Origin of the sequence: Streptomyces sp. NPDC001194 (assembly GCF_042896985.1) — a bacterium.
Lineage (GTDB): Bacteria > Actinomycetota > Actinomycetes > Streptomycetales > Streptomycetaceae > Streptomyces.
In genome coordinates, this window is the sequence record NZ_JBIAXU010000003.1 from 242,459 (window position 1) to 258,842 (window position 16,384).

A 16,384-nucleotide genomic window follows, 5' to 3' on the forward strand; every position below is an offset into this window, starting at 1 on the left:
AACAGGACTGTCGGTCCCGGGCCGCGAGCTTGGCCGGGATGCGCGGGGGCGGACGGAGCCGAAGCCCCGCCCGCCCTGTTGCCGTGACGTTTCGCCCCTACATCACCCGAAAATGTGACCCAGTGTCCGGGCCGCGCGCTCCGCGTCGGCGAAACCGACGTAGAGGGGGGTGAAACCGAACCGCAGGACGTCGGGGGCGCGGAAGTCCCCGATCACGCCGCGGGAGATCAGGTCGTCCATGACCGCGCGGGCGTTCTCGGTGCGCAGCGAGACCTGGCTGCCGCGCCGGTCGTGCTCGGCCGGGGTGACCGATTCGACCTTGCCGGCCGGGACGTACGCGGCCACGCACTCCAGGAAGAAGTCGGTCAGGGCGAGGGACTTGGCCCGTACGGCTTCCACCGACACCCCGTCCCAGGCGTCGAGCGCCGCTTCCAGGGCCAGCATGGACAGGATGTCCGGGGTGCCGACCCGGCCGCGGACCGCGCCGGCCGCCGGGGTGTAGCCGGGGGTCATCGCGAACGGCTCCGCGTGGCCGTTCCAGCCGGGGAGCGGGGAGTCGAAGGCCTGCTGGTGGCGTTCGGCGATGTAGAGGTACGCCGGGGAACCGGGGCCTCCGTTGAGGTACTTGTACGTGCAGCCCACCGCGAGGTCGACGCCGTGCTCGTCCAGGCCGACGGGGAGCGCGCCGGCCGAGTGGCACAGGTCCCAGACCGTGACGGCCCCGGCGGCGCGGGCCGCCGCGGTGAGGGCCGGGAGGTCGTGGAGGCGGCCGGTGCGGTAGTCGACGTGGTTGAGGAGGACGACGGCGGTGTCCTCCCCCATCGCCTCCGCGGCGCGCGAGGGGTCGACCGGCATGACGGTGAGGCCGGTCATCCGGGCGGCCGACTCGGCGATGTAGCCGTCGGTGGGGAAGGTGGAGGCGTCGACCAGCATCCGCGTGCGGCCGGGACGGGCCAGGCGGGCGGCTCCGACCAGGGCCTTGAACAGGTTGACGCTGGTGGAGTCGCCGACGACCGTCTGGCCGGGGGCGGCGCCGATGAGCGGGGACAGCTTGTCGCCGATCCGCTCGGGGGCGGTCCACCAGGTGCCGGTGGACCAGGACTGGATGAGCTCCGTGCCCCACTCGTGCGTGATGACCTGGGCGATGCGGGCCGCGACGCCGGTCGTCAGCGCTCCCAGGGAGTTGCCGTCCAGGTAGACGACTCCGTCGGGGAGGCTGAAGCGGTCGCGGAGCTTGCCGAGCTCGTCGGCGGTGTCAAGGGCGGTGGCGCGGGCGGCGAGGTCCGGGAAGGACCCCGCGCCGTACGAGGAGTTCGCGTCAGACATGGCTGCGCGCCGTCCAGAGCTCCGGGAACACGTTCTTCGTGGCGCGCTTTTCGAGCCAGGTCACGCCGGCCGAGCCGCCCGTGCCGGTCTTGGCGCCCATCGCGCGGCGGGTGGCGACCAGGTGGTCGTTGCGCCAGCGCCAGACGAGCTCCGCGACGTCCGTGAGGACCTCGCCGAGGCGGTGCAGGTCGTGCTGGGCGCCGGGGTCCGCGTACAGGGAGGTCCAGACGGCCTCGACCTCGGGCGAGGGCTCGTACCGCCGGGAGAGGTCGCGGTCCAAGACCGCCTGCGGGACCGGCAGGCCGCGGCGGGCCAGCAGGCGCAGCACCTCGTCGTACAGGCTGGGCTCCTGGAGGGCCTTCTCCAGCTCCGCGTGGACGCGCGGGGCGCCGCGGTGCGGGACGAGCATCGACGCGGACTTGTCGCCGAGCAGGAACTCCATGCGGCGGTACATCGCCGACTGGAAGCCCGAGCCCTCGCCGAGGGCGGCGCGGTAGGCGTTGAACTGGCCCGGGGTGAGCTGGGCGAGCGGGCGCCAGGAGGCGTTGAGGGCCTCCAGTTCGCGGAGGGATCGTTTCAGCGCATCCATCGCGACCGGGATGTCGTCCTCGCGGAGGGCCTTCGCGGCCGTCTCCCATTCGTGGACGATGACCGTGAACCACAGCTCCATGACCTGGGTCGTCACCAGGAAGACCATCTCGCCCGGGTCGTCCGAGCGGGGGTGCTGGAGGTGGGTGAGGACGTCCGCCTGGACGTAGTCCTCGTACGGGGTCGTGCCGGCGAAGTCGAGGTTCGGGGTGTCCGAACCGGCTCCGGAGGCATCAAGGGTGTTCGACATCGCTGTCTCCTCGACACGTGCTTCCGGGTAGCGGTCCGCCCCTTCCGATGGGTGAGTGGAGCCCCGGTCCCCTGCTCGCATCATAGGACCGGTTGCCGGGCTCTCTCTATTGGGGTGTGACCGGGGTCACAGGTGTTTTTCGGACACTACGGCATGCCGGGCCCCCGCGCTCGGGGTCCCGGCATGCCGGATGCGGCTCAGGCTTCGAGCACGTCCGCGGCCGTCTCGGAGGAATCGCGCAGGAAGGTCGAGCAGCGCTCGTACTCCTCCTTCTCGCCGATCGCCCCGGCCGCGCGGGACAGGGCGTGGAGGGCGCGCAGGAAGCCGCGGTTCGGCTCGTGCTCCCACGGCACCGGGCCGTGGCCCTTCCAGCCGGCCCGGCGCAGGGCGTCGAGGCCGCGGTGGTAGCCCGTACGGGCGTACGCGTACGACTCGACGGTGCGGCCGGCGGCGAACGCCTCGTCGGCGAGGACCGCCCAGGCGAGGGAGGAGGTCGGGTGTGCGGCGGCCACCTCGACGGCGGGCGTGCCCGCGGCGATGGCCTCGCGGCCCGGCTCGTCGGGGAGGTGGGTGGGGGCGGGGCCCCCGAGCAGGTTCTGGTGAATGGACATGCCCCAAGTCTGGGGTATCCGGCCCCTCGACGGCTCGGCCGCCCCCGGCCCGGTCGTGCACGCCGAAGGGCTCGGACTCTGACGCCGAAGGGCCCGGTCCGCCGTCGCGAGACGGTGGCCCGGGCCCTTCGGTCGTACGAGGTGGCGGGTACTACTTCAGCTTGGTGCCCGTCGAGCGCAGGTTCGCGCAGGCCTCGGTGACGCGCTTGGCCATGCTCGCCTCGGCGAGCTTGCCCCAGGTGCGCGGGTCGTAGGTGGACTTCTTGCCGACCTCGCCGTCGACCTTCAGGACACCGTCGTAGTTGCGGAACATGTGGTCCGCGACGGGCCGGGTGAAGGCGTACTGGGTGTCGGTGTCGAGGTTCATCTTCACGACGCCGTTCTCGAGCGCGGTGGCGATCTCCTGCTCGGAGGAGCCGGAGCCGCCGTGGAAGACGAAGTCGAACGGGCTGGTCTTGCCGTACTTCTCGCCGACGCCCTGCTGAAGGTCCTTCAGCAGCTCGGGACGCAGGACGACGTTGCCCGGCTTGTAGACGCCGTGCACGTTGCCGAAGGAGGCGGCGAGCAGGTAGCGGCCCTTCTCGCCCAGGCCCAGGGCCTCGGCGGTGCGGATCGCGTCGTCGACGGTGGTGTACAGCTCGTCGTTGATCTCGTGGGTGACGCCGTCCTCCTCGCCGCCGGTCGGGGTGATCTCGACCTCGAGGATGATCTTCGCGGCGGCGGCCTTGGCGAGCAGCTCCTGGCCGATGGCCAGGTTGTCGGCCAGGGTCTCGGCGGATCCGTCCCACATGTGCGACTGGAAGAGGGGGTTCAGGCCACGGGCGACGCGCTCGGCCGACACCTCGAGGAGGGGGCGGACGTAGCCGTCCAGCTTGTCCTTGGGGCAGTGGTCCGTGTGCAGGGCGACGGTGACGTCGTACTTCGCGGCGACGATGTGCGCGAACTCGGCCAGGGCCACCGCACCCGTGACCATGTCCTTCTTGTACTGGCCACCCAGGAACTCCGCACCACCGGTGGAGATCTGGATGATGCCGTCGCTCTCGGCCTCCGCGAAGCCGCGCAGTGCAGCGTGCAGGGTCTGGGTCGAGGTCACGTTGATCGCCGGGTAGGCAAACTTGCCTGCCTTCGCCCGGTCGAGCATCTCGTTGTAGACCTCGGGGGTTGCGATGGGCATCTGTCCGCTCCTTGGATGTGCGGGGAGTGTGCGATTGCTGGCCCTGACCTGGGGGCGACGTAACCGTCGGGCTCATCTTTCCAGACTCCGCACGACACTCCACCCGTGCCGGGTGGAGCGTTTCACGTGAAACACTCCGCCCGGCACGGAAAGAGCAGGTCAGGACCTGTGCCCGGAGCCCCGGGGACCTAAGTCACCAGTTCTCCGGCGGTCAGCATGCGAGACCGGACAAGATCAAATGCGATCGGGCGGGATCGGCACGGGGCACGATCAGCCCGGGGCACGGTCAGTCCGGTGCGCGCTCAGCCCAGGTCGAGATCGGCGAGCCGGTAGCCGGTGAGGTACGGCAGACCCGCCTCGGCGATGGCGTCGGCGGCACCGCGGTCCACGATCGTGGCGACGGCGACGACTTCACCGCCGGCCTCGCGGACCGCCTCGACGGCGGTCAGCGGGGACCCGCCGGTGGTGGAGGTGTCCTCGACGACCAGGCAGCGCTTGCCCTTCACGTCGGTGCCCTCGATACGGCGCTGCATGCCGTGGGCCTTCTGCGCCTTGCGGACGACGAAGGCGTCGAGGCGTCCGCCGCGCGCGGCGGAGGCGTGCAGCATCGAGGTCGCGACCGGGTCGGCGCCCAGGGTCAGACCGCCGACGCAGTCGAAGTCCAGGTCGGCGGTGAGGTCGAGCATGACCTGACCGACCATCGGGGCGGCCTCGCCGTCCAGGGTGATGCGGCGGAGGTCGATGTAGTAGTCGGCCTCCTTGCCGGAGGAGAGGATCACCTTGCCGTGCACGACGGCCTTGTCCTTGATCTGCTGCAGAAGCGCATCGCGTACGTCAGTCATGACCCCGAGCTTAAAGCCGCTCTAGCCGAGCCGGCGCCAGGTCCACGTCGTGGAGATCTCCAGCGGGTCGACGGGCGTGACCAGGCGCGGGAGGCTGTTCAGACCGTTCGGCGGACCGGACTGGGGCTCCACGCAGACGGCCTCGGGCTCCTCGTCGTAGATGACCACCCACTCCTCGCGGCTGCGGACCCTGAGCTCCAGCACGCCGGGCCAGGTGAGGGTGACGTCCACGCCGCTCGGCATGCCGAAGCAGTCGTCCCAGGGGCCGGGGCCGGGGGCGAGACGGTTACCGGTGGGGATGTGGTCGGCGCCCCGCTCCTCCTGCCATTCGGCCTCGAACTCGAGCCGCGCGTCCTCCCCGGTGCCGAGGTTGCGGCGGAACCAGGGGTGCCAGCCGGCCTGGGCCGGGAAGGAGTCGCCGTACGTCTCGACGCCCATGGAGAGCGTCAGGCTCTCGGGGGTCAGCTCGACGGTCTGGGTGACCCGGCCGGGCCAGGGCCACGGGTCGGCGAGGTCGTGGACGAACGCCGCGTCGGTGTCGCCGTGGCGGACCTTGCGCCAGGGGTGGTCGCGGCCGAAGCCGTGGATGGCGTGCGGGGGGTGGTTGAGCGGGAGCTGGTGGAGGACTCCGCCGTCGCGGAACCGGCCGTCCGCGGTGCGTCCGCACCACGGCACCATGGGGAAGGCGCCGAAGTGCGCCCCTTGGCGCAGCAGCTCCGTGCCGTCGATGCGCAGGCTGCTGATCCGGCAGCCGTTCTCCTGGTCGACGGTCACCTCGGCGCCGCCCGCGCTCAGTTGCGTACTCATGCGCCCGACTCTAGGGGGTGTCTTGTCGATCGGGCCGGGCTCACGGCGAGGGGTCAGTGGCGGCGGCGCAGGGCTCGGCCGACGACGACCGCCGAGGCCAGCGCCAGGGCGGCGGCCGGGGCGATCCAGCGCAGGTTCGCGCCGGCGCCGGAGGAGGCGGGGGCCGGTACCGGGGCGTAGCGGCCGCGCGGGGGCGCGTGGTCCACTTCCTCGGCGCTGCGGCCGATCATGGTGCGGCGGGCGTGGGCGGCCTCGGCGGGGGGCTGCGCGGCGGCGGCGAACTCGTCGACGTCCCCGATGTCGCCGATCTCCGCGATCCGGTCGAGCTCCGGGAGCCCCTCGAAGTCCCCGTCCATGAAGGGCTCCAGGGACGGGGGCGGCACCTCGGTGTCGAAGACGGACGCCGTGACCTCGTCCGTGACGCCGTCGCCGTCGTCTTCCCCGTCCGGACCGCCCTCGGCCTCCTCGGCCTCGGCGATGACGTCGGTCACCGGCTCCCCCTCGCCGGACGCCAGCCCCGCGAGCTGCTCGGCGGCCCGCTCCAGGAGCCGCTGGACGGCGGTGGCGGTGGCCTCCGGCGCGAACGCGGCGGCGCGTCCGTCGGCGGAGCCCTCGGCGGTGAACTCCAGCCGGGTCCCGTCGTCGACCGGGGTCAGCAGCAGCCCGAGCACCAGCTTGACGGTGCCACTGCCGCGGATCTCCGTGCCCTCGCCCGCCACGGTGAAGCGGTCCGGATCCCGCTCGGTGACGGTCAGGGCGCCCCGATACGTGACGGTGTTCCCGCCGACCCGGAGTTTGAGGCGGCCCGCGACGGGCCCGGACGCCGCGTCGGCGTCCTGCTGGAGCCCGGGTACGCAGCGGGCCACCCGGGCGGGGTCGCGCAGCACGGCGCGGAGGTTGTCTGCCGGTACCGGAACGAACACCTGATGCTCCATGTGGTCGAGCCTACCGAGGGGAGCCCCTCCCGTACCCGGTCCGGCGCTCACGAATGGCCGATCCGTACGAATGGCCGGTACTCACGAGTACCTCGGGTGCGGCAGCGTCGACGGCGGCAGCCCCGCCACCCGGGTCCGCTCGGCGTCGCGCCCGGCGTCGCGCAGGGACTGCGTCGACAGCGAGCGCAGCGACGGCGTGTCCCGGTCCACCCGCAGCTCGGGAACCCGGTCCCGGCCGGCCAGTACGAAGCCCCAGTCCTGCGGTGGGGCGTCGGAGGTGCCGGGGGTGCGGTCGGGGCCCGCGGCGAAGCCCGAGAGCCGGCCGCCCGCGCTGTAGGGCGCGGTGCGCAGGCCGGCCGCGCGCAGCGTGGCCTCGACCGTCCAGTACGTGCGCGGGCGGCCGGTCAGCGGCCCCGCGTGGACGGCGAGCCGCCCGCCGGGGCGCAGGGCCCGCGCGGCGAGCCCGTAGAACTCCTGCGAGTACAGCTTCGTGCTGGGGGTGATGCCCGGGTCGGGGAGGTCGGAGACGATGACGTCGAACCGGTCGTGGGCGGCGGGTCCGCGCAGCCAGTGGAACGCGTCCTGCGTGACGACCCCCAGGCGCGGGTCCTCGTACGCCCGGCCGTTGAGCGCGGACAGCATCGGGTCGGTGCGGGCGAGGCGGACCACGCCGGGGTCGAGCTCGACGACGGTGACGGAGGCGACGTCGCGGTAGCGCAGCACCTCGCGGGCGGCGAGCCCGTCGCCGCCGCCGAGGACCAGGACCCGGGCGTGCGGGCCGGTCATGGCGGGGTGCACGAGCGCCTCGTGGTAGCGGTACTCGTCGTAGCCGCTGACCCGCAGCCGGCCGTCGAGGAACAGGTCCAGGGAGCGCGGGGAGCCGGTGGCGGGGCCCGTCAGGACGAGCTCCTGGACGCCGGTCTGCCGGGCGACGCGGACCTCGCCGCCGTAGACGGCGCGGCGGGCGACCCGCTCGAAGTCGTCGGCGAGGACGGTCGCACAGGCGAGGACGGCCAGCACGGTGAGGTGCGTGGCGATCAGCAGCCAGCGGGAGCGGCGGCTCAGGTCGCGGCGGAACAGCCACAGCACGAGGCCCGCGCCGACGACCGCGTTGACGGTGCCGGTCAGCATCGCGCCGGTCAGCTGGCCGAGCAGCGGCAGCAGCAGGAAGGGGAAGGCCAGCCCGCCGACGAGGGCGCCCACGTAGTCGGCGGCGAACAGGTCGGCGACGGCGCCGCCCGCGTCCTGTCTGCGGATGCGCTGGATGAGGACCATCAGCAGCGGGATCTCGGCCCCGATGAGCACGCCGATCGCGAAGGAGAAGGCCACGAGCGCGGGCCGCGACTCGCCGAGCCAGGCGAAGCTCGCGTACAGCGCCATCGCGGAGAGCCCGCCGAGCAGCGCGAGACCCGCCTCGATGGCGGCGAATCCGAAGGCGGGCCGTCTGCGCAGCCGTTTGGCCAGCAGGGAGCCGACGCCCATCGCGAAGACCATGACGGACAGCACGACGGACGCCTGCGTGACGGAGTCGCCGATGAGGTAGGAGCCGAGGGCGAGCAGCTCCAGCTCGTACACGAGACCGCAGGCGGCGCAGACGAACACGGTGGCCAGGACGAGGAGTCGGCCGGTCCGGGGCCGTACGGGCAGGGCGGCCGGGAGGGTCGCCGCGCCCCGCGGCTCCGGGGCCGGGAGCACCCGGCGCGGGACGGAACGGTCGATCATGCAGCGAACCGTACGTCACCGCCCACTCACATCCCGTCACCCACATGGGTGCAAGTGGCGTACGTTTCCAGCCGGTTGGCGTAACCGCGCGGGTACGCTCGCGGCGCCCGCGCCCCGCGGGGCCCGGCCCGGTCCCGCCCTACCGCGCGGCGGACTCCAGGGCCCCGGCCGGTGCGCCGATGCGCACGCCGACCCTCGTACGAGTGGCCACCAACTGGCCTTCCTGCGGATACGCGTGCCAGGTCCGCCAGCGCACCTGCCCCTCGTGGCGCTGCGCGAGCATGGCGGTGAAGGCGTAGGGGCTGCCGGGAAAGGTTCCGGCCAATCCGTTCGGGTGATCCGCGACCAGCGCGAGCAGCTCCTGCGCCCGCCCCGCGAAGGAGCCCTGCGACAGGGTCTCCACCCGCGCGGCGAACTCGTAGTCCCAGTCGCCCATCCGCTTCGCCACGCCGAGCGGCAGCGGCGTACGGCTGCCGGGCATACAGGCGACCGTCTCCGAACAGAGCACTCCACCCTCCTCCAGGAGCACCTGGTGCGAGGCGCCGAGGAGACGCAACTCCAGCTTCGCACCAGCCAGTTCGAGATTCAGTACGGCCAGGGCGGGCAGCCGGTCCCGACCCAGGGCCCAGGCGAGATCGGCGGCACGCGTGTCGGTGTAGGTGGTCTGGAGGGTCGTGAGCATGAGTCGGCTCCGCAAACGCGCGAGGGAGATGGGCCGGGGCCCGCCAGCGGTAGTCAACGGGTGGGGGGACACCGGCACGGGTCCACAGGAAGTCCAGGGAGGTCCGAGGACTGGTCTACTCAACCGAGGGAATCATGAAAGGCACGGCACTCACAGCGTTTTTACCCAACTTGGTTGGGTTTACATCCCCCCGGGGGCTACACAGTTCACGTGTTCAACCCCATGCGTCACACAGGCCTGACGTCGACCGCCCCGGGTCAGCTGGAACCGCAGCCTCCGCCGCCGCAGGAGGACGAGGACCCGCCGCAGGACGAGGAGGAGCCGCAGGAGGATCCGCTGCTCCCGCACCCGCCGGACGAGCCGCCCCCGCCCGCCCACCACGACGAGCCCGAACCGGAGCCCGAGCCCTTGCCGGAGCCGGAATAGCCACCGGTCCACGCACGGGCCACCTTCCGGACCAGGGCCACGAAGCACACGACGACCAGCGCGGCGAAAATCCAACCGACAACAGACATCAGCCCAACCCCCGTTCATCGCCCGGTTCCCCGGGTGTGAAGGGGAGATGCCCCCGGGCCACCCGGGCCAAAGCACACTTGAGCAAGTCCAGAGGTTCCCCCCAGGATGGCGCCCATGAGCGCACCCGTGGGCGGCAGCCGCCCCCTCCTCAACCGCCGCCTGGCCTCCTTCGGCACCACGATCTTCGCGGAGATGTCGGCCCTGGCCACCCGCACCGGGTCGATCAACCTCGGTCAGGGCTTCCCCGACACGGACGGCCCGGCCGAGATCGCCGAGGCCGCCTCCCAAGCCGTCCTGACGGGCCTGGGCAACCAGTACCCGCCCGGCCCCGGCGTCCCGGAGCTCCGCACCGCCGTCGCGGTGCACCAGCAGCGCTTCTACGGCCTGTCGTACGACCCCGACACGGAGGTCCTGGTCACGGCGGGCGCGACGGAGGCCATCGCGGCCTCCCTGCTCGCCCTGCTCGAACCGGGCGACGAGGTCGTCGCGCTGGAGCCGTACTACGACTCGTACGCCGCATGCATCGCGATGGCCGGGGCCACCCGCGTCCCGGTCACCCTGCGCCCGCACGCCGGCGCGTTCACCCTCGACCTCGACGAACTGCGCGCCGCCGTCACCCCGCGCACCCGCCTGCTCCTGCTGAACACCCCGCACAATCCGACGGGCACGGTCCTGTCCCCGGCCGAGCTCGCGGCGATCGCGGAGCTGGCGGTCGAGCGGGACCTGCTCGTCGTCACGGACGAGGTCTACGAGCACCTGGTCTTCGAGGGCACCCACCTCCCGCTGGCCTCGCTGCCCGGCATGCGCGAGCGCACGGTCACCATTTCCAGCAGCGGGAAGACCTTCTCGTTCACGGGCTGGAAGGTCGGCTGGATCACCGCGCCGCCCGAGCTCGTCTCGGCGGTCCGCTCGGCGAAGCAGTTCCTGACCTACGTCTCCTCCGGCCCCTTCCAGTACGCCATCGCGCAGGCCCTGCAGCTGCCGGACGGCTACTACGAGGGCCTGCGCGCCGACCTCGCCGCCAAGCGCGACATCCTCGCCGAAGGGCTCGCGGCCGCCGGCTTCGAGGTCTACCGCCCGCAGGGCACGTACTTCATCACCACGGACATCACCCCGCTCGGCGAGAAGGACGGCCTCGCCTTCTGCCGCGCCCTGCCCGAGCGCTGCGGGGTCGTCGCCATCCCCAACCAGGTCTTCTACGACGACCGCGCCGCGGGCGCCACCCAGGTCCGCTGGGCCTTCTGCAAGCGGACGGTAGTTCTGGAAGAGGCGGTTGAGCGCCTCGGTCGGCTGTCTCGCTGAGCGCGAGCCAGATGAACGTGCAGGCACGGGGCCCGGCCATTCAGCCGGAGCCCGTGCCGCACGGGAACTACGAGTTACTCGGTGTCCTTGGGGTGCTGGGTGGATGCGTAGACCTCCCGCGCAGCTGGTGCTGACGGTTCCAGTTGTCACGCGACAGCGGGTCGGTGCGCAACGCCTCGAGGCATCGGTGGGCGCTGGGCAGCGCCGCGCGGCACAGTTCCTCCCACCCCGTCACCGCCTCCGTGGTCCCGAAGACCACGTTCCACCCGCTCAAGGGTGGGACGCTGACACGATCGCCCTTCTTCGGGCTCACCCGCCCACCTCGACCGGCCCCAGGTCATCCCCGTCGAGCGGACGCAGAGCTTCCTTGAGCTGCTCCGGATCCGCGTTGATACGAGCCGTCGCCCTCCAGGAGACGAGCGCGCGATGCACGGCCTCCCGCGCACCCAGCTCCGCCGCATCGGAAAGCGCTTCCAGGAGTTCCACGGAGAACGCGCGCATCTCTTCGTCGTCCAGATGCCGCACCCACGGGAAGACTTCGGGCAGCGCCAGCAGGAGCGACCGAGCTCCGTCGTCGTGCTTCATGAGCGCGAGGAAGAGCCGGGACGCCGTCGTGAGGTTCTCCTCGGTGCGCTCCGCGTGCACGGCCGTCGTCAGCACCATGTCGGGCGCGTCCCGATGCGTGACACGCAGAGCACCGAGGGCGGCGGCCCGGGCGGCTACGGCCTTCGGGTTTCTCGACAGGTCCGTGAACGAAACCGACTCGGGCTCGGCTCCCAGGTAAGCAAGGCTCATACTCAGACTGTACTCAGATCGTGTTCTGAGTGCCAGACTTCCCTGGTGCTCCGTGCTCATGCCTTGCCCTTCTGCAAGAAGACCGAGGTCCTGGAGGAGGCCGCCGCCCGGCTGCGGAGGCTCTGAGGCCGGGCGCCCGGCCGCGGGCGGACGCCCCGCACTGCGCACGGCCCCGAGTTCACCGGAGGTTCCCAGGGGATTCACACCCTTCGGAACGGGGTGGGCTTTAGGGTGCCCGAGGCCCTCCTCGTCCGGACGGGTGTCCACCCAGCGCGGGAAAGACGGGGTTCATGACGGCGACGGGCAGTGTGTCGGTTTCCGTGCGGCCGCAGGTACTCCGGACCGGCAGGGTGCCCGCGGCCCTCGTCGCCCTCGGGGTCTTCGCCGCCGTCCGGACCGGCGGGGCGGCGGTGCTCGCCGTCGGGGCGTGGTGGGCCGGGCGGAGCCCCGTCCGGGTGCTCGGGCACTCCTGGGACTCCGTCTGGTACCTCGGCATCGCCGTGCACGGCTACGGACGCACCCAGATGTGGGCCGGGTCCGGGCTGGTGCAGAGCGACTACGCGTTCTTCCCGCTGTACCCGCTGCTGGTCCGGATGGCCGGCGCCACCCCCTGGGCCGGGCTGCTGGTGTCGTGGACCGCAGCCCTGGTGGCCGCCGCCGGGGTGTACCGGGTCGGGGAGCTGGTGCTCGGGCGGCGCGCCGGGGTGCTGCTGGTGGCCCTGTGGGCGGCGACCCCGCACTCCGTGGTGCTGAGCCTCGCCTACACCGAGCCGCTGCTGGCCGCGCTGGGGGCCTGGGCCCTGTACGCCGTACTGCGCCGCCGCTGGCTGCCGGCCGCGGGCCTGGCGGTACTCGCCGGCCTGACCCGCCCGACCGGGATCGCCGTCGCCGCCGCCGTGACCGCCGTCGCGCTGCACGCGCTGCTCGCGGGGAGGTCCCGCGCGCCCGAGGTGTGGGCGGCCGCGCTGCTGGCCCCGGCGGGCTGGGCCGCGTACGTCCTCGCCGTCGGGATACGCACGGGGGACCCGGCCGGCTACTTCACCGTGCAGCGGCGCTGGGGCTCCCGCTTCGACTTCGGTTCGTACACGACGGACAGCATCTGGCGGGTGCTGACCGGCGGGCACGTGCCGCCGGCCACCGTCGTGACCGTGGTGGTCCTGGCCGCCGCCGGGTTCCTGGCCGTGCTCCTGCTGCTGGACCGGATGCCGCCGGCGCTGCTCGTGTACACCGCCGTCCTGCTGGTGATCGCCTACGGCGGGGCCGGCTACTTCGAGTCGAAGCCGCGCTTCCTGCTGCCCGCGTTCCCGCTGCTCCTGCCGGTCGCGGCCGCAATGGCGCGAGCCCGGCCGCGCTCCGCGGTCGCTGTGACCGCGGGGCTGGCCGGGCTCTCGTACGGCTACGGGCTGTACCTGTTGCTGGTCGCCCGCGTACCGCTGTGACCGGGGGCGACTAGTTGTCGTCGCCGTCCTTGTCGTCGCCTTCGCCGTCGGTGGAGTCGATCTCCTTCTCCAGGCCGAGCTGCTCCACGAGCCACTTGTCGAACTCGATGGAGGCGCGGACCCAGCTGACCGTGGACGAGACGAAGTGCTCCAGGCTGACGCCGGTGCCGATCAGCATCTGCGCCTCGCCGATCAGGCGGACGGAGCCGTCGTCGTGCGTGTGGCTGTAGACCTTCGGCCACAGGGTGCGGCGGTTCCAGTCGTCGATCGACTCGAGGAGCGCGGGCTTGTCCTCGATCGCGTGCGGGCGATCGTAGAAGGTCCGCACCGAGAAGACCTGCTGCTCCTCCTCGCCGCGGAACATGAAGTACGTCCGGAACTCCTCCCACGGCGCCGCGAGGTCGCCCTCGTCGTCGACGACGTACTTGAGCTCCATCTGCTCCAGCAGCTGCTTGACCAGATCCTGGTCGGGGACGACGGGGCCCGCCGGTCCTGTGGCCTGCGGATCGGGCTGCTGCCCTCCGAAGTTCGGAATCGAGGCCGGGTCGATGCTCACCGTGTTTTCCCTTCGTGCGGATGTTGTCATCCTCCCCCATGGCTCCCACCCCCTGTCCACCCCCGCACGTGCGATCCGCGCAGGGCGGACAGGAGTAAGCCGTCGATAAGGGGAACCTGTGCCGGTACGCCGTGCCGCGGAGCGCCGCCCCTCGCGTACCGGCCCCGGCTACAGGGCCTTGCCGACGATCAGGTCCTCGCCCGCCACGTCGACGCGGACGGTGTCGCCGTCGCGGACCTCGCCCGCGAGGATCTCCTTGGCGAGGCGGTCGCCGATGGCCGTCTGGATCAGACGGCGCAGGGGCCGCGCACCGTAGGCCGGGTCGTTGCCCTTGTCCGCCAGCCAGGCCAGCGCCTCGGGCGTCACGTCCAGGGTCAGGCGGCGCTGCGCGAGGCGCTTGGCGAGACCGGCGATCTGCAGCTCGGCGATCCGTGCCAGCTCCTGCTCGTCGAGCGCCGAGAAGACCACCAGGTCGTCCAGGCGGTTGAGGAACTCCGGCTTGAACGAGGCCCTGACCACCTCCAGGACCCGCTCGCGCTTCTCCTGCGGGGAGGTGGTCTGGTCCATCAGGAACTGGCTGCCCAGGTTCGAGGTCAGGATCAGGATGGAGTTGCGGAAGTCCACGGTGCGGCCCTGGCCGTCCGTGAGACGCCCGTCGTCCAGGACCTGGAGCAGGATGTCGAAGACCTCGGGATGGGCCTTCTCCACCTCGTCCAGCAGCACCACCGAGTACGGGCGCCGGCGCACCGCCTCGGTCAGCTGGCCGCCCTCCTCGTAACCCACGTAACCGGGAGGAGCGCCGACGAGACGGGCCACGCTGTGCTTCTCCGAGTACTCCGACATGTCGATGCGGACCATCGCCCGCTCGTCGTCGAAGAGGAAGTCCGCGAGCGCCTTGGCCAGCTCCGTCTTGCCCACGCCCGTCGGGCCCAGGAACAGGAACGAGCCCGTCGGCCGGTCGGGATCGGCGATGCCGGCCCGGGTGCGGCGCACGGCGTCCGAGACGGCCCGCACCGCCTCGCCCTGGCCGATCAGACGCCGGCCCAGCTCGTCCTCCATCCGCAGCAGCTTCTGCGTCTCGCCCTCCAGCAGACGGCCCGCCGGGATGCCCGTCCAGGCACCCACCACGTCCGCGATGTCGTCCGGGCCGACCTCGTCCTTGACCATGGCGGACTTGGAGCTGCCGGTCTTGGAGGCCTCTTCCTCCTCCTCGGTGGCCTCCGCCAGCTCGCGCTCCAGCGTCGGGATCTCCCCGTAGAGCAGCTTGGAGGCGGTGTCGAAATCGCCGTCGCGCTGCGCGCGCTCGGCCTGCCCGCGCAGATCGTCCAGGCGCTCCTTGAGCTCGCCGACCCGGTTGAGGGACTGCTTCTCCTTCTCCCAGCGGGCCGTCAGACCGCGCAGGTCCTCCTCCTTGTCGGCGAGGTCCTTGCGCAGCTTGTCGAGGCGCTCCAGCGAGGCCGGATCCGACTCGTTCTTCAGCGCCAGCTCCTCCATCCGCAGGCGGTCCACCGAGCGCTGCAGCTCGTCGATCTCCAGCGGCGAGGAGTCGATCTCCATCCGCAGGCGGGAGGCGGCCTCGTCGACCAGGTCGATGGCCTTGTCGGGAAGGAACCGGGAGGTGATGTACCGGTCGGAGAGGGTCGCGGCCGCCACGAGGGCGCTGTCGTTGATGACCACCTTGTGGTGCGCCTCGTAGCGGCCCTTGAGCCCGCGCAGGATCGCGATGGTGTCCTCCACCGACGGCTCGGCCACCAGCACCTGCTGGAAGCGCCGCTCCAGCGCCGGGTCCTTCTCGATCCGCTCGCGGTACTCGTCCAGGGTGGTCGCACCCACCATCCGCAGCTCGCCGCGGGCCAGCATCGGCTTGAGCATGTTGCCCGCGTCCATCGCCGAATCACCGCCGGCGCCCGCGCCCACCACCGTGTGCAGCTCGTCGATGAAGGTGATGATCTGGCCGTCGCTCGACTTGATCTCCGCCAGGACCGTCTTCAGACGCTCCTCGAACTCGCCGCGGTACTTGGCACCCGCCACCATCGCACCCAGGTCCAGGGAGACCAGGCGCTTGTTCTTCAGCGACTCCGGGACGTCACCCTTGACGATGCGCTGCGCCAGCCCCTCGACGACGGCCGTCTTGCCCACGCCGGGCTCACCGATCAGCACCGGGTTGTTCTTCGTGCGCCGCGACAGGACCTGCACGACCCGCCGGATCTCCTGATCACGCCCGATGACCGGATCCAGCTTGCCCTCACGCGCCGCCGCCGTGAAATCCGTACCGAACTTCTCCAGGGCCTTGTACTGGCCCTCGGGATCGGGAGTGGTCACCCGCCGTCCTCCTCTTGCGTTCTCGAAGGCCTCCAGCAGCTTCTTCGCCGTCGCGCCCTGGCCGGAAAGGACCTCACCGGCCGCGCCGCCCTTGGCGGCGATCGCGATGAGGAGGTGTTCGGTGGAGAGGTACTCGTCGCCGAGCTTCCCGGCCTCCCGGTCGGCCTCGGCGAGTACGGCGAGCAGCTCGCGGGTGGGCTGCGGGGGCGCGACCGTGGAGCCCGTGACGCTGGGCAGGGCGGCCAGCAGCCGCTCGGCGCCGCCGCGGACCGCCGCCTGGTCGGCCTCGGTGGCCGCGAGGAGGTCGGTGATGTTCTCGTTGTCCTCGCCGGCCAGCAGGGCCAGCAGCAGGTGCGCCGGGGTCAGGTCCGCGTGGCCGTCCTTCACGGCGCGGCTGGTGGCGGCGTTAAGGGCGTCCCGGCTCTTGTTGGTCAGCTCGGCATCCACGTGCGACTTCTCCTCTCAGACAGGTCGGACACAGGTTTGGTCCCGCTCTTTGAGTATGTCAGCGTGCGCA

General features: G+C 71.9%; 15 protein-coding genes. 3 read left to right on the forward strand and 12 right to left on the reverse strand.

Annotated elements, in window-relative coordinates; genetic code table 11:
• Positions 1 to 102 precede the first annotated feature (102 nt).
• From kynU to ACFY1T_RS09170, 9 genes are all read right to left on the reverse strand, one after another.
• Entirely contained in the window at positions 103 to 1,326 is a 1,224-nt protein-coding gene (kynU, locus tag ACFY1T_RS09130; protein ID WP_390787630.1) for a kynureninase, read from the reverse strand.
• Complete coding sequence (locus ACFY1T_RS09135) at positions 1,319 to 2,164, reverse strand: tryptophan 2,3-dioxygenase family protein (RefSeq protein ID WP_390787631.1); 846 nt, start codon at positions 2,162 to 2,164, stop codon at positions 1,319 to 1,321. Before ACFY1T_RS09135 ends, kynU begins: the two co-directional genes overlap by 8 nt.
• 197 nt (positions 2,165 to 2,361) lie before the next feature.
• Positions 2,362 to 2,775, reverse strand: coding sequence for a DUF3151 domain-containing protein (locus ACFY1T_RS09140; protein ID WP_390787632.1), 414 nt, complete (start codon positions 2,773 to 2,775; stop codon positions 2,362 to 2,364).
• Positions 2,776 to 2,926: 151 nt separating this feature from the next.
• Positions 2,927 to 3,949 carry a class II fructose-bisphosphate aldolase gene (gene fbaA / locus ACFY1T_RS09145; RefSeq protein ID WP_030152875.1) on the reverse strand — a complete coding sequence of 341 codons (1,023 nt, stop codon included), beginning with the start codon at positions 3,947 to 3,949 and terminating at the stop codon, positions 2,927 to 2,929.
• A gap of 302 nt (positions 3,950 to 4,251) precedes the next feature.
• Positions 4,252 to 4,791, reverse strand: coding sequence for an orotate phosphoribosyltransferase (gene pyrE / locus ACFY1T_RS09150; protein ID WP_030152877.1), 540 nt, complete (start codon positions 4,789 to 4,791; stop codon positions 4,252 to 4,254).
• Between the two features lie 21 nt (positions 4,792 to 4,812).
• Complete coding sequence (locus tag ACFY1T_RS09155) at positions 4,813 to 5,598, reverse strand: aldose 1-epimerase (RefSeq protein ID WP_390787633.1); 786 nt, start codon at positions 5,596 to 5,598, stop codon at positions 4,813 to 4,815.
• A gap of 53 nt (positions 5,599 to 5,651) precedes the next feature.
• Positions 5,652 to 6,533: an SRPBCC family protein gene (locus ACFY1T_RS09160; RefSeq protein WP_390787634.1), complete on the reverse strand. Its 882-nt coding sequence runs from the start codon at positions 6,531 to 6,533 to the stop codon at positions 5,652 to 5,654.
• Between the two features lie 81 nt (positions 6,534 to 6,614).
• Positions 6,615 to 8,255 carry a polyamine aminopropyltransferase gene (locus ACFY1T_RS09165; RefSeq protein ID WP_390787635.1) on the reverse strand — a complete coding sequence of 547 codons (1,641 nt, stop codon included), beginning with the start codon at positions 8,253 to 8,255 and terminating at the stop codon, positions 6,615 to 6,617.
• A 139-nt stretch (positions 8,256 to 8,394) separates the two neighbouring features.
• Positions 8,395 to 8,937, reverse strand: a complete 543-nt coding sequence (locus ACFY1T_RS09170; protein ID WP_030870911.1) for a DUF2617 family protein — start codon at positions 8,935 to 8,937, stop codon at positions 8,395 to 8,397.
• A 222-nt stretch (positions 8,938 to 9,159) separates the two neighbouring features.
• Here ACFY1T_RS09170 and ACFY1T_RS09175 point away from each other — a divergent pair, with 222 nt between their 5' ends.
• Positions 9,160 to 9,363: a hypothetical protein gene (locus tag ACFY1T_RS09175; protein WP_390787636.1), complete on the forward strand. Its 204-nt coding sequence runs from the start codon at positions 9,160 to 9,162 to the stop codon at positions 9,361 to 9,363.
• A 195-nt stretch (positions 9,364 to 9,558) separates the two neighbouring features.
• Positions 9,559 to 10,755 carry a pyridoxal phosphate-dependent aminotransferase gene (locus tag ACFY1T_RS09180; RefSeq protein WP_390787637.1) on the forward strand — a complete coding sequence of 399 codons (1,197 nt, stop codon included), beginning with the start codon at positions 9,559 to 9,561 and terminating at the stop codon, positions 10,753 to 10,755.
• A 309-nt stretch (positions 10,756 to 11,064) separates the two neighbouring features.
• Here the strand turns inward: ACFY1T_RS09180 and ACFY1T_RS09185 are convergent, their stop codons facing one another.
• Positions 11,065 to 11,550: a prevent-host-death family protein gene (locus tag ACFY1T_RS09185; RefSeq protein ID WP_390787638.1), complete on the reverse strand. Its 486-nt coding sequence runs from the start codon at positions 11,548 to 11,550 to the stop codon at positions 11,065 to 11,067.
• A 320-nt stretch (positions 11,551 to 11,870) separates the two neighbouring features.
• On the opposite strand from ACFY1T_RS09185, the gene ACFY1T_RS09190 reads away from it, so the two are divergent.
• Positions 11,871 to 12,989 carry a hypothetical protein gene (locus tag ACFY1T_RS09190; protein ID WP_390787639.1) on the forward strand — a complete coding sequence of 373 codons (1,119 nt, stop codon included), beginning with the start codon at positions 11,871 to 11,873 and terminating at the stop codon, positions 12,987 to 12,989.
• Between the two features lie 10 nt (positions 12,990 to 12,999).
• Here ACFY1T_RS09190 and ACFY1T_RS09195 read toward each other — a convergent pair whose 3' ends face one another.
• On the reverse strand, positions 13,000 to 13,545 hold the full coding sequence (locus ACFY1T_RS09195; RefSeq protein ID WP_030870916.1) for a YbjN domain-containing protein: 546 nt from the start codon (positions 13,543 to 13,545) through the stop codon (positions 13,000 to 13,002).
• Between the two features lie 168 nt (positions 13,546 to 13,713).
• A complete protein-coding gene (gene clpB / locus ACFY1T_RS09200) occupies positions 13,714 to 16,314 on the reverse strand; it encodes an ATP-dependent chaperone ClpB (RefSeq protein WP_390787640.1) in 2,601 nt (866 codons plus the stop codon).
• Positions 16,315 to 16,384: the final 70 nt, after the last annotated feature.

Excerpts from the sequence above, each read along its gene's own strand:
- ACFY1T_RS09175 (WP_390787636.1), top strand. The coding sequence starts at position 9,160 with ATGCGTCACACAGGCCTGACGTCGACCGCCCCGGGTCAGCTGGAACCG.
- ACFY1T_RS09135 (WP_390787631.1), bottom strand. The coding sequence starts at position 2,164 with ATGTCGAACACCCTTGATGCCTCCGGAGCCGGTTCGGACACCCCGAAC.
- fbaA (WP_030152875.1), bottom strand. The coding sequence starts at position 3,949 with ATGCCCATCGCAACCCCCGAGGTCTACAACGAGATGCTCGACCGGGCG.
- ACFY1T_RS09185 (WP_390787638.1), bottom strand. The coding sequence starts at position 11,550 with ATGAGCCTTGCTTACCTGGGAGCCGAGCCCGAGTCGGTTTCGTTCACG.
- kynU (WP_390787630.1), bottom strand. The coding sequence starts at position 1,326 with ATGTCTGACGCGAACTCCTCGTACGGCGCGGGGTCCTTCCCGGACCTC.
- ACFY1T_RS09180 (WP_390787637.1), top strand. The coding sequence starts at position 9,559 with ATGGCGCCCATGAGCGCACCCGTGGGCGGCAGCCGCCCCCTCCTCAAC.
- ACFY1T_RS09160 (WP_390787634.1), bottom strand. The coding sequence starts at position 6,533 with ATGGAGCATCAGGTGTTCGTTCCGGTACCGGCAGACAACCTCCGCGCC.
- ACFY1T_RS09170 (WP_030870911.1), bottom strand. The coding sequence starts at position 8,937 with ATGCTCACGACCCTCCAGACCACCTACACCGACACGCGTGCCGCCGAT.
- ACFY1T_RS09165 (WP_390787635.1), bottom strand. The coding sequence starts at position 8,255 with ATGATCGACCGTTCCGTCCCGCGCCGGGTGCTCCCGGCCCCGGAGCCG.
- ACFY1T_RS09140 (WP_390787632.1), bottom strand. The coding sequence starts at position 2,775 with ATGTCCATTCACCAGAACCTGCTCGGGGGCCCCGCCCCCACCCACCTC.
- ACFY1T_RS09155 (WP_390787633.1), bottom strand. The coding sequence starts at position 5,598 with ATGAGTACGCAACTGAGCGCGGGCGGCGCCGAGGTGACCGTCGACCAG.
- pyrE (WP_030152877.1), bottom strand. The coding sequence starts at position 4,791 with ATGACTGACGTACGCGATGCGCTTCTGCAGCAGATCAAGGACAAGGCC.